The 12662-nt window shown below is 66.4% G+C and carries 13 protein-coding genes; 4 read left to right on the plus strand and 9 right to left on the minus strand.

Annotated elements, in window-relative coordinates; genetic code table 11:
• The first annotated feature begins 395 nt into the window (after window positions 1–395).
• The 3 genes from JSE7799_RS00065 (at window position 396) to JSE7799_RS00075 (ending at window position 2716) form a co-directional block, all read left to right on the plus strand.
• Window positions 396–926: a DUF2726 domain-containing protein gene (locus JSE7799_RS00065; protein ID WP_055661773.1), complete on the plus strand. Its 531-nt coding sequence runs from the start codon at window positions 396–398 to the stop codon at window positions 924–926.
• 69 nt (window positions 927–995) lie between these two features.
• The gene (locus JSE7799_RS00070; protein ID WP_055661774.1) at window positions 996–2114 is read left to right on the plus strand and encodes a beta-ketoacyl-ACP synthase III; all 1119 of its coding nucleotides are present in this window, start codon (window positions 996–998) and stop codon (window positions 2112–2114) included.
• The gene (locus tag JSE7799_RS00075; protein WP_055661775.1) at window positions 2114–2716 is read left to right on the plus strand and encodes a thymidine kinase; all 603 of its coding nucleotides are present in this window, start codon (window positions 2114–2116) and stop codon (window positions 2714–2716) included. Before JSE7799_RS00070 ends, JSE7799_RS00075 begins: the two co-directional genes overlap by 1 nt.
• Before the next feature lie 137 nt (window positions 2717–2853).
• On the opposite strand, the gene hisN is transcribed toward JSE7799_RS00075, so the two are convergent.
• Together hisN and JSE7799_RS00085 are read right to left on the minus strand one after the other, a co-directional pair.
• Complete coding sequence (gene hisN / locus JSE7799_RS00080) at window positions 2854–3642, minus strand: histidinol-phosphatase (RefSeq protein WP_055661776.1); 789 nt, start codon at window positions 3640–3642, stop codon at window positions 2854–2856.
• Between the two features lie 43 nt (window positions 3643–3685).
• Window positions 3686–4045: a helix-turn-helix domain-containing protein gene (locus tag JSE7799_RS00085; RefSeq protein WP_055661777.1), complete on the minus strand. Its 360-nt coding sequence runs from the start codon at window positions 4043–4045 to the stop codon at window positions 3686–3688.
• Window positions 4046–4391: 346 nt separating this feature from the next.
• Here JSE7799_RS00085 and JSE7799_RS00090 point away from each other — a divergent pair, with 346 nt between their 5' ends.
• Window positions 4392–5168: a Bax inhibitor-1/YccA family protein gene (locus tag JSE7799_RS00090; protein ID WP_055661778.1), complete on the plus strand. Its 777-nt coding sequence runs from the start codon at window positions 4392–4394 to the stop codon at window positions 5166–5168.
• Window positions 5169–5226: 58 nt separating this feature from the next.
• On the opposite strand, the gene JSE7799_RS00095 is transcribed toward JSE7799_RS00090, so the two are convergent.
• The 7 genes from JSE7799_RS00095 to JSE7799_RS00125 all read right to left on the minus strand — a co-directional run bounded on the left by JSE7799_RS00095 (window position 5227) and on the right by JSE7799_RS00125 (window position 12582).
• Window positions 5227–5631, minus strand: a complete 405-nt coding sequence (locus JSE7799_RS00095) for a hypothetical protein (protein ID WP_222101681.1) — start codon at window positions 5629–5631, stop codon at window positions 5227–5229.
• Window positions 5632–5784: 153 nt separating this feature from the next.
• On the minus strand, window positions 5785–6951 hold the full coding sequence (gene rodA, locus JSE7799_RS00100) for a rod shape-determining protein RodA (protein ID WP_055661780.1): 1167 nt from the start codon (window positions 6949–6951) through the stop codon (window positions 5785–5787).
• Window positions 6948–8888 carry a penicillin-binding protein 2 gene (mrdA, locus tag JSE7799_RS00105; RefSeq protein ID WP_083480103.1) on the minus strand — a complete coding sequence of 647 codons (1941 nt, stop codon included), beginning with the start codon at window positions 8886–8888 and terminating at the stop codon, window positions 6948–6950. The genes rodA and mrdA overlap by 4 nt, the downstream gene beginning before the upstream one ends.
• A gap of 28 nt (window positions 8889–8916) precedes the next feature.
• Window positions 8917–9444, minus strand: a complete 528-nt coding sequence (locus JSE7799_RS00110; protein ID WP_055661781.1) for a hypothetical protein — start codon at window positions 9442–9444, stop codon at window positions 8917–8919.
• Between the two features lies 1 nt (window position 9445).
• Window positions 9446–10372, minus strand: coding sequence for a rod shape-determining protein MreC (gene mreC, locus JSE7799_RS00115; RefSeq protein ID WP_055661782.1), 927 nt, complete (start codon window positions 10370–10372; stop codon window positions 9446–9448).
• 4 nt (window positions 10373–10376) lie between these two features.
• Entirely contained in the window at window positions 10377–11414 is a 1038-nt protein-coding gene (locus JSE7799_RS00120) for a rod shape-determining protein (RefSeq protein WP_055661783.1), read from the minus strand.
• Window positions 11415–11589: 175 nt separating this feature from the next.
• Window positions 11590–12582, minus strand: coding sequence for a polysaccharide pyruvyl transferase family protein (locus JSE7799_RS00125; protein WP_055661784.1), 993 nt, complete (start codon window positions 12580–12582; stop codon window positions 11590–11592).
• Between the last annotated feature and the right edge of the window lie 80 nt (window positions 12583–12662).

The raw sequence follows: 12662 nt of genomic DNA on the forward strand, positions 1-12662 counted from the left end.
TACTCGGGGGATCGGGATGAGTACAGGTATGGCGGACGCCAACTCTCCCCGCCCTCGCGCCCCCCGGATCTGACCATGAGGTCCGGGAAGCCTTCAGGCCACCGCCACACCTTAAGCCATGACTGAGCGCGATGATCTGCGCACGCCACGGCACGCCCTTTCTCGAAATGGCCCGCGCGGGTCCGGAAGGGGCACCAACAGGAAACGCAGTCGACAGGCCGAACTGCGGATGACGTGACGATATGGCAAATGAACATGCTGATGATTTCCGCATCCGAGACCCAAAAGACCGCAAGTCTTCTTTTGCAAAAGCGCTTTTCAACCGCTACGCCCGATTGCCGCCCCATTTGGCGCACATATCTCGAAGGACTTCCCGCCGCCGAGAGACCTACCAGATGTTCTCCTTTCCAGCTCTCCTCCACCGCGCATTCGGCCGTGCCCGAACCTATCCCGCGCACCGGATCGAGGGGCTCGACGCGCTCGAGGCTTCAACGCTCGCCACGCGCCCGATCCTGGAATCCACACGGCAATACATGTTTCTCCGCCTCCGCGAGATCGCGCACCGCCACGAGCTGCACGTGGCGCCCGAGGTCTCCCTCGCCGCGATCTTCACCGTTTGCGCCGATGCTCCCGAACTGGGCGCCGAGGCGGTGCGCGCCCTGCGCAACAAACGGGTGGATTTCCTCCTGATCGACGGGGCGGCGAATGCCGTACTTGCCATCGATTGCCCTGCCACGGGCATGACCGGCGCCCGCGCGATGCGCGACGGCATCAAGCTCCGCGCCTTCGAGAAGGCCTGCCTGCCGCTCCTCGAGTTGATGGGCGGCCCGACGCTCGATGCCGACATGGCGCGCGTGGAGGACGTGTTGGCTTCTCGCGCGTTGCACGCCTCCGCCGGTGGCACCGCCGACCGCCGCGCGGCCTGACGTCGTGTCCCGCCCTTGACCCGCGCGCGCGGCGGGGCCAAACCCGTGCAGCCAAACGGGAGAGGCCGCATGTCCAGCGTCGCAATCACCGGATCGGGCGTCTTCACCCCCGGTGAGGTCATCACCAACGACGAGCTGGTGGCGGCTTTCAACGAATATGCCGACCGCCAGAACGCGCGGCACGCCGCCGCCATCGGCGCCGGCGAACGCCCGCCCGTCCCTCATTCCAGCTCCGAATTCATCCTGTCGGCCAGTGGGATCGAGCGGCGCTACGTGCTCGACAAATCCGGCGTGCTCGACCCCGACCGGCTCTATCCCCGCCTCGCGCCCCGCCCCGACGACGCCCCCGGCCAGATGGCCGAGATGGCGATCGCCGCCTGCACCGACGCGTTGGCGCAGGCCGGCATCGAACCGGGCGAGGTGGACACCGTGATCTGCGCCGCCTCCAACCACGAGCGCGCCTACCCGGCCGTCGCCATCGAGATCCAGCAATTGCTCGGCACCGGCGGCTTCGCCTTCGACATGAACGTCGCCTGCTCCTCGGCGACCTTTGGGATCCAGGCCGCGGCCGACATGATCCGCGCCGGGTCCATCGCCCGCGCCTTGGTGGTGAACCCGGAGATCTGTTCCGCGCACCTCGAATGGCGCGACCGCGACTGCCACTTCATCTTCGGCGATGTCTGCACCGCCGTTCTGCTGGAGCGTGAGGACTTGGCGAAGGGCGACCGCTTCGTCATCGAATCGACCCGCTGCGCGACGCAATTCTCCAACAACATCCGCAACAACGACGGTTTCCTGCGCCGCACCCGCGACCAGATGGAGGATCGGCGGGACATGCAGTTCATGCAGAACGGCCGCAAGGTCTTCAAGGAGGTCCTGCCGCTGGTTTCGCAGCACATCGCCGACCACATGGCCGATGCGGGCGTCGCGCCCGACGACCTCAAGCGCCTGTGGCTGCATCAGGCGAACAAGTCGATGAACGATTACATCGGCCGCAAGGTTCTGGGCCGCACGCCCGCGCCGGAGGAACAGCCGAACATCCTGCAGGATTATGCCAACACCTCATCGGCCGGGTCGATCATCGCCTTTGCGCAGCATTCGGACGATCTGGTGCCCGGCGACCGCGGCCTCATCTGCTCCTTCGGAGCGGGCTATTCCGTCGGATCGGTTCTGGTGACCCGCGCCTGATGGCCAAACTGCATTTCAGCTATTCGACGATGAATGCCGGCAAGAGCACACTGCTCCTGCAGGCGTCCTACAACTACATCGAACGGGGGATGCAGACCTATCTGCTGACCGCGAATTTCGACGTCCGCGCGGGCAAGGGCCGGATCGCCAGCCGGATCGGGATCGAGGCGGAGGCGGACACCTATGCCGCCACGTCCGACCTTTACGACATGATCGCCCGGCGGCTCGAAACCGGACCCTGCGCCTGTGTTCTGGTGGACGAGGCGCAGTGGCTGTCGCGCGAACAGGTGTGGCAATTGGCGCGTGCGGTGGACGATCTGGGCGTGCCGGTCATGGCCTACGGGCTGCGCGTCGATTTCCGGGGCGAGTTGTTTCCCGGATCGGCCGCGCTGCTGGCACTGGCCGACGAGATGCGGGAGGTGCGCACGATCTGCCATTGCGGGCGAAAGGCGACGATGGTGACCCGTGTCGATGCCGCTGGCCGCGCCGTGACCGAAGGCGCGCAGGTCGAGGTCGGCGGCAATGACCGTTATGTCAGCTTGTGTCGCGTGCATTATCGTGAGGCGACCGGAGACAGGGTTCCGCCGGAGCCTCCGATCTGAAAGATACTCATATCAGCTGGTTGCAAGAATTACCCATGGGTAATTGAGAACTCGGCGCCCCTGAACGGGAGCGGCACCTCAGCAGAGACAACAAGGCGAAACTTTAGAAGCGACGCCACCGCCCTCGGATCAGCCCCTCACCCATTGAGCAGTTTCAGCGCCGCTTGATGGAGCGCAGGCGTGGCCGCGGCGACGATGCGCCCGCCCTCATGCGCCGGTGCGCCGGTCCAGTCGGTCACCACGCCGCCCGCCGCCTGGATAAGCGCGATCGGAGCGGCCACGTCGTAGGGCTGCAACCCGGCCTCGATCACGAGGTCCACATGTCCCGCGGCGACCAGTGCATAGCCGTAGCAGTCCAGCCCGTAGCGCGTCAGCCGGCACGCGGCGGAGACGCGCGCGAAGGACGCGCCTTCCTCCCGCGTGCCGACCTCGGGGAAGGTCGTCAGCAGCGTCGCATCGGACAGACGCGCGGTTTCGCGCACGCCGATCGGGCGGGTCACCCCACCCCGCGACCATGTCGCACCGTGCGGCCCGCCCTCGAACCGTTCGCCGGTGAACGGCTGGTCCACGATGCCGTAGCGTGGGCCGTCAGCGTCGCTCAGCCCGATCAGCACACCCCAGGTCGGCATGCCCGAGATGAAGGCGCGCGTCCCGTCGATCGGGTCGAGCACCCAGGTCAGGCCGCTCGTCCCCGTCGTCGCGCCGGTTTCCTCGCCCAGAATGGCGTCGTCCGGGCGTCGCTCCGCAAGGATCGCCCGCATCGCCGCCTCCGCCTCGCGGTCGGCCCGCGTCACGGGATCGAAGGCGGTGCCCTTGCTCTCGATGCTCAGGGGCGTCCGGAAATGCGCGAGCGTGGCGGCACGGGCGGCATCCGCCAGCGCATGTGCCACCTCGCGGATCGTGTCGAAATCGGAAAGGTCGGTCATCCCGTCGCCGTCGCAAAGACGCGCGGCTCGGTCAAGCACGCCGTCAGGCAACACCCTCCGACAGAACGCGCGCGAGGTCGAACAGGCGCCGCCGCTGGTTCTCCGGCATGGCGTAATAAGCGCGGACCAGTTCCATCGCCTCCTTGTCGCCAAGAATGTCCTGCGCCTCTTCCGGCGGAGCATCGCCGGCGCAGCCTTCGAAGAAATGACCAACCGGAACCTCCATCGCCTGCGCGATCTCGAACAGGCGCGAGGCGGAGACGCGGTTCATCCCGGTCTCGTACTTCTGGATCTGCTGGAACTTGATCCCCACCCGTTCGGCCAGTTGCTGCTGCGTCATTCCGACCATCCAGCGACGATGACGGATGCGCTTTCCCACATGGGCATCGACGGGATGTTTCATCGAACTTCCTTCCGGCGGCCGCGACCGGATACGTCCCGGGCACGTCAGGCCACCATGCCCGCCCGCGCGATGTTTGGCTAGTCGGCTCGCGCAACCGGCGGGGATGGTTCGGGCGGTCAATGTCGCATGGTCCTCGTCCGGTCGATGGCCATCTTGGTGCGCGCGCAAGGATGTCGCACGCGGCAATGTCGCAACATGCGGAACTCTCAACGTTAAAGATAGAGATTATCGATCGAACTTCCGCGAAATGACTGTGATGGCCGCTTGAAAATCAGGGCCCGCCCGCCGATATTCATCCACGGAGGGGTCCGTTACGGAACCCGCACAGTCCTTCTGGAGGAGCCACATGGCACAATTCGACGCCTTGCGGACCGGCTCGGTCTCCGGCGCACGCGCCGCCGAGATCGATCAGGGTCTCCGCGCACACATGAACAAGGTCTACGGCACGATGTCCGTGGGCATGCTCATCACCTTTGCGGCCGCGTGGGCCATCTCGGGTCTCGCGGTGTCGGACGTGGCCACGCCCTATCAGATCGCGGCCGATCAGTACCTCACGTCGTTCGGCTACGCGCTCTATGCCTCGCCGCTCAAGTGGCTGGTGATGTTCGCGCCCCTGATCTTCGTGTTCGGCTTCTCGGCGATGATCAACCGGATGTCGGCGGCCACGGCACAGATCGTGTTCTATGCCTTCGCCGCGACCATGGGCGTCTCGCTCAGCTCGATCTTCCTCGTCTTCACGGGCGTGTCGATCGCGCAGACGTTCCTCGTGACGGCGATCGCCTTCGCGTCGCTCAGCCTTTACGGCTACACCACGAAGAAGGACCTGTCCGCGATGGGCACGTTCCTCATCATGGGCGTGATCGGCCTGATCGTCGCGATGATCGTGAATCTGTTCCTGCAATCCGGCCCGCTCGGCATGGCGATCTCCGCCATCGGTGTGCTGATTTTCGCGGGGCTGACGGCCTACGATACGCAGAAGATCAAGACCGAGTACGTGGCCCACGCCGCGCATGGCGATCAGGAATGGCTGGGCAAGGCTGCGATCATGGGCGCGCTGAGCCTGTATCTCGACTTCATCAACATGTTCATGTTCCTGCTTCAATTCATGGGACAGCGCGAGTGATCGCGACAGCATGACTGGATCGGGGCCGTCCTTCGGGGCGGCCCTTTTCTTTTGCGGATCACTCCAGCCTGATGCGGATCGCCTCGAGGATAAGTTCCGGCGGCACCCCGTCATGAGCGAGGCGGAGCACCATCAGCGACGCCACAACCGCCCCCGCCACGGCCAGAAGCCGCCACAGGCACAGTGTCACGAGGCCCGCGAGCGCGGCGAGGACGACCGGCTGCCAGATCGGAACATCGGGGCCCGCACCGGCCGCAAGCTGCGCGTGGACCAGAAGCGCCGCGCCCCCGCCGATCACCAGCTTGAGCGCCTGACGCCAGAACCCGCCGGCCAGGAGGCTCACGCAAGCGGTCAGCACGACCGGCTGCCAGATCGCCTCGAACAGATAATGCGTGACGATCCATGGATAGAAGATCGTGGCCGCCAGCGCGGCGGCCAAGGTGCTTCCCGATGTCCAGCGCATGCCTGCAGCAGGGCCGGAAGGCGCGGGGCGCCCGCCTCGTTCGCTGTCCGGCGTCTTGCCCATGGGCGCCTCTCATCCGGGTCGGGTCTCTGGACCTAGCCCGACGCCGTGCACAATCACGGGGCTTGGGCGATCCTCCCTCATCACCCCCCGCTACCGGCGCAGGAGCCGCCCTTCGCCCTTGGCACGCGGCCGGTGGACGCAGGCGCTCTGCACGAGGCCGAAGCCCACCATCAGAACGACCATGGCGGACCCGCCATAGCTGACCAGCGGCAGCGGCACGCCGACCACCGGCGCCATGCCCATCACCATCGACATGTTGATCGCGAAGTACAAAAAGAACGCGATCGCGATACCGATGCAGACGAGGGCCGAGAACCGGTCCTTCATGCGAAGCGCCGCGGCCACGCAGAACGCCACGATCAGCAGGTAGAGGATCAGCAGCGACAGACCGCCCATCAGCCCGAACTCTTCGGCCAAGGTGGTGAAGATGAAGTCGGTATGCTTTTCGGGCAGGAAGTTCAGCCGCGCCTGCGTGCCCTGCAGGAAACCCTTTCCGGTCCAGCCGCCGGAGCCGAGCGCGATCTTGGATTGCGTGATGTTGTAGCCCGCGCCCAGCGGATCGGCATCGGGATTGAGGAAGATGTCGATGCGGCGGAACTGGTAATCCTTGAGGAGCTGCCAGTCAGTGCCGCGCGATTTCAGCACCGCCGTCACCCCCGCCCCGGCCGAGCCGAAGACGGCGACGAAATAGCCCCAGTGCACGCCCGCCGCGAAAAGAACCCCCGCCCCGCCCGTCATCAGGAGAAGCGCCGTGCCGAGATCGGGCTGCTTGAGCACCAGCGCGGCGGGGATCAGGATGATCGCCGCGGGGACCAGAACCCAGAACGGGTGCGAAACCTTGTTGGCGGGAAGCCAGTCGTAATAGGCCGCCAGCATCATCACCAAGGTGATTTTCATCAGCTCCGACGGCTGGAGCAGAACCGGGCCGAGATCGATCCAGCGCGTCGCCCCGCCGCCCGTCGTTCCGAACAGTTCCACCGCCACCAGAAGCACCAGCGCCACCGCATAGGCCAGCGCCGAGATATTGCGCCAGAACCAGATCGGCACCATCGCGACGATGAACATCACGCCCAGCCCGAGAATGAACCGCTTCATCTGCGGCTCCGCCCAGCGCCAATCGCCGCCCGCCACGGAGTAAAGCACCAAGAATCCGAGCGACGCCACCGCCGAGATCAGCAGGATGAGCGCCCAATTCAGCGCCAGCACCTTGTGCAGCCCGGCGGGCGTGCGGGCGACGTTGTATTCAAGATAGCTCATGCCTCGGTCGACCGCGGCTTGCGGCGGAGCGCCGGGTTGAGCGGAAGCCCGGCCAGGAACTGCTCCATCTGCTCGCGCTGGCCCGCGGGATAGGCCTTGGCCGGAGGAAGGCCGCCGGCCAGCGCATAGAGCATGATATCGCGCGCCACCGGCGCCGCCGCCGCCGATCCGCCGCCGCCATGTTCGACCACGACCGAAACGGCGTATCGCGGATCGTCGTAGGGTGCATAGCCGACGAACAGCGCGTGGTCGCGCCGCTCCCAAGGCAGATCCTCGTTACGGAAGACGCCGCGCGCGCGCTCCGCCGCGGTGATGTTGCGGACTTGGCTGGTGCCGGTCTTGCCGGCCCATTTGATCCCGTCGAGTTCGAATGCCGACCGCCCCGCCGTGCCGCCGCGGGCGTTGATGACCTGATACATGCCGTCGCGGGCCTGCTCCAGAAGGCTTCGGTTCAGGTCCAGCGGGCCGGTCACGCCGGGCGGCTGCGCCACGCCATCGACGCTGCGCACCATGCGGGGGGAGACGTCGAGGCCCGATGCAATTCGCGCGGTCATCACGGCAAGCTGCATCGGGGAGGCCAGCACGAAGCCCTGCCCGATCGAGGCGTTGATGCTGTCTCCGACCTGCCAGGATTCGTTGTAGCGCGCGCGCTTCCAGTCGCGGGTGGGAATCAGGCCCTCGCTGACGGAGGTCATGTGCAGGTCATGCGCCACGCCGAGGCCCAGCCGGTTCGCCATCGCCCCCATCCGGTCGATACCGGCCCGCTGCGCCACCTCGTAGTAATAGACGTCGCAGCTTTCGCGCAGGGATTTGGCCGCGTCGACATGTCCGTGCCCGCCCCGCTTCCAGCAATGGAAGCGGCGACCAGAGACGGTGGTGTAGCCGGGGCAATAGACCGTCTCGTTCGGGGACATCACACCGGCTTCCAGCGCGGCGAGCAGCGGGACCATCTTGAAGGTGGAGCCGGGCGGATAGAGCCCCTGGACGATCTTGTTGTGAAGCGGCCGGTGATCGTTGTCGCGCAGCTTGGAATAGTTCGCGGAGCTGATGCCCTGGACGAAGAGGTTCGGATCGTAGGAGGGCGAGGAGACGGCGGCCAGCACATCGCCGTTCCGCACGTCGAGCACCACGGCGGAGGCGCTCTCGGTGCCAAGCCGCGCCTGCGTGAAATTCTGCAATCCGGCGTCGAGGGTCAGCTGGACATCGCTGCCCGGCGTGCTCTCGGTGCGGCCGAGTTCGCGCATGACGCGGCCGGCGGCGTTCTGCTCCACCCGCCGGGCGCCGGCACGGCCGCGCAAAAGATCCTCCAGCTTCTTCTCCGCGCCGATCTTTCCGATCTGGAATTGCGGCGTCTGCAGGAGGGGGTCCGGCGTCTCGGCCTCCTCGATGTCGCGTTCGCTGACGCGGCCGACATAGCCGATGACATGCGCGTAATCCGGGCCCAGCGGATAGACCCGGCTGAGCCCCACTTCCGGCGTGATGCCCGACAGGGAGGGCATGTTCACGGCGACAGTGGAAAGCTCCTCCCAGGTGAGGCGGTCGGCGATGGTGACGGCTTGGTGCGGGCGGCCGTCCATTTCGCGCAGGGCACGCTGCAGCGCGTCTTCATCGAGCTTCACGAGACCGCGCAGGCGGGTGATGACCGCGCCCACGTCGTCGGCATCCTCGCGGATCATCGAGACGCGGTAGACCTGCTCATTGCCGGCGACGACGACGCCGTTGCGGTCGTAGATCAGTCCGCGCGCGGGAGCGATCAGCCGCACCTTGATGCGGTTCTCCTCGGCCAGCAGCAGGAATTCGTCGGCCTGCTCGACCTGAAGATGCTGCATCCGCGCGAGGATCGCCCCACCGACCGACAGCTTCAGGCCGCCGAGCATCAGCGCCCGCCGCGTGATGCGACGCGACGAAAGCGACATCTCCTGTGCATCGCGTTTCATGAGAGGCCTCCTTGCGGGCGCTCAGGCGTCAGGCGCGGGTTCCGAGGCTGTCCATCTCTCCGGGAGCGAGACGGCGCACCCCGATAAGTTGTGAGAATATGGCAACCGGGGGGTAGAATACAATCGTCGCCAAAGCATGCAGCGCCTGCCCGAGGAAGGGCGGCCGCTCCGCCAGAAGGAGCACCAGCGCCAGATGGTCGGCAAGGAAGGCGACCGCGATGCAGGCGGCGACCAGCCCCACCTCGGACCAGAACGGCAGCACCTCGGCGTGATCGACCCGGCGGCGCAGATATTCGGACATCAGCAGCACGATCAGCGTCCAGAGCCCCAAGGGCCGCATCAGAAGCACGTCGTCGAGCAGCAGAAGCGGCAGAAGCAGCCAGACCGGCACGTAATCGGGCCGGCGCAGCACCCAGGCGGCGATCAGGCAGACCGTCAGCTCCGGCCCCGGCACAGAGCCGGTCCCCGCCCCGAAGGGCAGAAGCTGGAAGAAGAGAACCGTCACCGCCAGCACGACAAACAACAGGCGGTAGAGCCAGACCGAGCGGGATGCCATCTCAGCCCTCGTTGGCCGCGACCGGATCCTGCCAGTCGAGCGGCGGGGGCGGCCCCTGCATCGGGCCGGCCTCGGGCGGAAGGAGCGTGCCGCTATTGGCGATCTCCTCCGGGGTGCGGGTGCGCAGGACCCGCAGGAATTCCAGCCGCGACGTATCGGCCGCGAGGCGCACGCGCAGCCGTCCGTCCTTGCCACGCACGACCTGCCCGACGGCGAGATCGGCGGGAAAGACCCCGCCATCGCCCGAGGTCACGATCCGGTCGCCGGCGCGCACGTCCTGCGGGTTCTCGACAAATTCGAGCGCGGGCGCGGCGGTGGTGTCGCCGGCAAGGATCGCGCGCTTGCCCGAGGGTCGGATCGTGACGGGCACCCGGCTGTTGCCGTCCGTCAGCAGAAGCACCCGGGCAGTGCGTGGCCCGACCCCCGCGATCCGGCCCACGAGCCCCAGCCCGTCCATCGCCGCCCAGCCGTCGCGGATGCCGTCATCCGATCCGATGTTGAGCAGAACCGACCGCCGGAAGGGCGAGCCGGAATCGGTCAGGACCACGCCCGTCACGTAGGTCAGATCCGGCGACAGCCGCACCTTGTTGAGGTCGAGCAGGCGGGCATTCTCCTGCTCGAGCTGGATCGCCGCCTCGCGCCAGGCCTTCATCTGCTGCAGCTCGCGGCGCAACTCACGGTTCTGTTCGTAGACGCGGGCATAGCCCTCGAAATCCTGGATCAGCCGCCCGGTCCAGGTGACGGGGGCCAGCGCCCATTCGAAGTTCGGCACGACGCGGTCAGTGACCGCCGCGCGGATCCGTTCGGCCCGCGGGTTGTCGATGCGCCACAGAAGCGTCAGCAGCACCAGCACGACGCAGACGATCGCAAGCAATAGCCGCCGCAGCGGCCGGCCATAGATCTCCGCGCCGGGCCGGGTGCGCGCCATGGTGCTAGCTGTCGTAGTCGATGACGTGGCTGAGCTGGCGTTCGTATTCCAGCGCCTTGCCGGTACCCAGCGCCACGCAGTTCAGGCTCTCGTCGGCGACGGAGATATTGAGGCCGGTCTGCTCGCGCAGCGCGAGGTCCAGCTCGCCCAGAAGCGCCCCGCCCCCGGTCAGCATCACGCCCCGGTCGACGATGTCGGCGGCGAGATCGGGCGGCGTCGATTCGAGCGCCGTCATCACCGCCTCGCAGATCTGCTGCACCGGCTCGGCCAGCGCCTCGGCGACCTGCGCCTGGCTGACCTCGGTTTCCTTGGGCACGCCATTGAGCAGATCGCGCCCGCGGATCGTCAGCACCTCGCCGCGCCCGTCCTCGGGCATCCGGGCGGTGCCGATCTCCTTCTTGATCCGTTCCGCCGTGGCCTCGCCGACCAGAAGGTTCTGGTGACGCCGCAAGTAGGAAATCAGCGCCTCGTCCATCCGGTCGCCGCCGACGCGGACGGAGCGGGCATAGACGATGTCGGCCAGGCTGAGCACCGCCACCTCGGTCGTGCCACCGCCGATATCGACCACCATGGAGCCGGTCGGATCGGTGATCGGCATCCCGGCACCGATGGCCGCGGCGATCGGCTCGGCGATGAGACCGGCCCGGCGCGCGCCGGCGCCCAGCACCGACTGCCGGATCGCCCGCTTTTCCACCGGGGTGGCGCCGTGGGGAACGCAGACGATGATCTTGGGCTTGGTGAACGTGCTCCGCCGATGCACCTTGCGGATGAAATGCTTGATCATCTCCTCGGCGGTGTCGAAATCCGCGATGACGCCCTCGCGCATCGGGCGGATCGCCTCGATCGAGCCCGGCGTACGCCCCAGCATCAGCTTGGCGTCCTCGCCGACGGCAAGCACTTCCTTGCGGCCGTTCTTGATGTGGTAGGCAACGACCGAGGGCTCGTTGAGGACGATTCCCCGCCCCTTTACGTAGACCAGCGTGTTTGCCGTGCCGAGATCGATGGCCATGTCCTTGCTGAACAGGCTGCCGAAGATTGACATTTTCGTCCCCTAACCCAACGCGCCCCGACGTGCGCACCCCGGGGTATATCCGGAACCTACTATCGGCCCATGGGGGTCAAGGTCCAGTGCGGCACGACAACGATTCTCGGGTCGGCCACTTCTGGGTCACAGCAGGTGCGATCTCATGCGGGGCCAGTTCCGCCTGTCGGCGCGATCAGGTCCGCGTGCCCGCATTCTCCGCCAGCGCGGCACGCAGCGCATCCATATCGGATACACGCCGCGCAAGACCGAAATCGCTCCAGGCGTCGATGTGGCGGCCGATTTTGCCATAGCTGTTGTCGAGGAGAATCTGCGGCCGCCGCATCAGCGATGCGATCAGGTGCGCGTGCAGGCGGTCACTGACAATGCACGCGCCCTCCTCCAAGGCGGCCACCCCGGTATCGAGGCGCGTCTGGGCGTGAAGGCGGAACATCGCCTGACGGTGCCGCATTGACGTGAGGCGGGTCAAAGGCCCGAGCGAAAGCAGCTTCCTCGCGATCCGGTCCGACAGGTTCCGGGGCCAGTCGATCACCTCCCCATACTCCGCCACAACATCATGCGCCCCCTTCCACACCGATTCCTTATCTTTGCGCAAAAGGCTTTTTATCGGTTTCGTCGGGGGGCGCGATCCGATGTGATGGATGTTAACCGCCGCATCGGGCGCCATCTTCACATCGCAATCGAAATGCTCGCGGGCGAAGTCGTAGCTGAAGCGGTCGCGGACCAGCAAGGTGAAGGCCCCGTGCCGCGCGATTGCCCGCGCGGTCTCATCCCGCGCCGCATCTGAGCGAAAGTGCAAAGATTGGGGAAGTTGCACGATGGGACGCCCCCGGAGCCGTTCCAGGGCACGCAGTCGAAATCTGTGGTGGTGCGGCCAGAGATCACCGAAGTTTCCGCCGCCTTGAAGAAAGACGGGGCCCTCCGGCAAGTAATCACGGGTCGCCGCAGGATCTTCCTTGTCGGTGCACACGACCCGCGGCCGTCGTCCAACGTGCCGATCGAAGAAGGCCAGTTGGCCTATCCAGATTGCGCTGTCACCGATGTTGTCGTGGTCGGGAAAATCCAGAAGCGCGAAATCCTGGCCCGGTTCGATGTACGGCTTCACAGCTTCGGCGAAGAGCGCGCCGAGACGCGTGAACTCCCGATCGGCTTCGGTCGTGGCGTTCATGTCCAGCACCTTCCTCGCTTGTGAAACGCAGCACCAACCAAAAGCGATCGGACCGCCACAGCTCTACGCGAGATATGCGA

Source organism: Jannaschia seosinensis, from assembly GCF_001408515.1.
Classification (GTDB): domain Bacteria; phylum Pseudomonadota; class Alphaproteobacteria; order Rhodobacterales; family Rhodobacteraceae; genus Jannaschia; species Jannaschia seosinensis.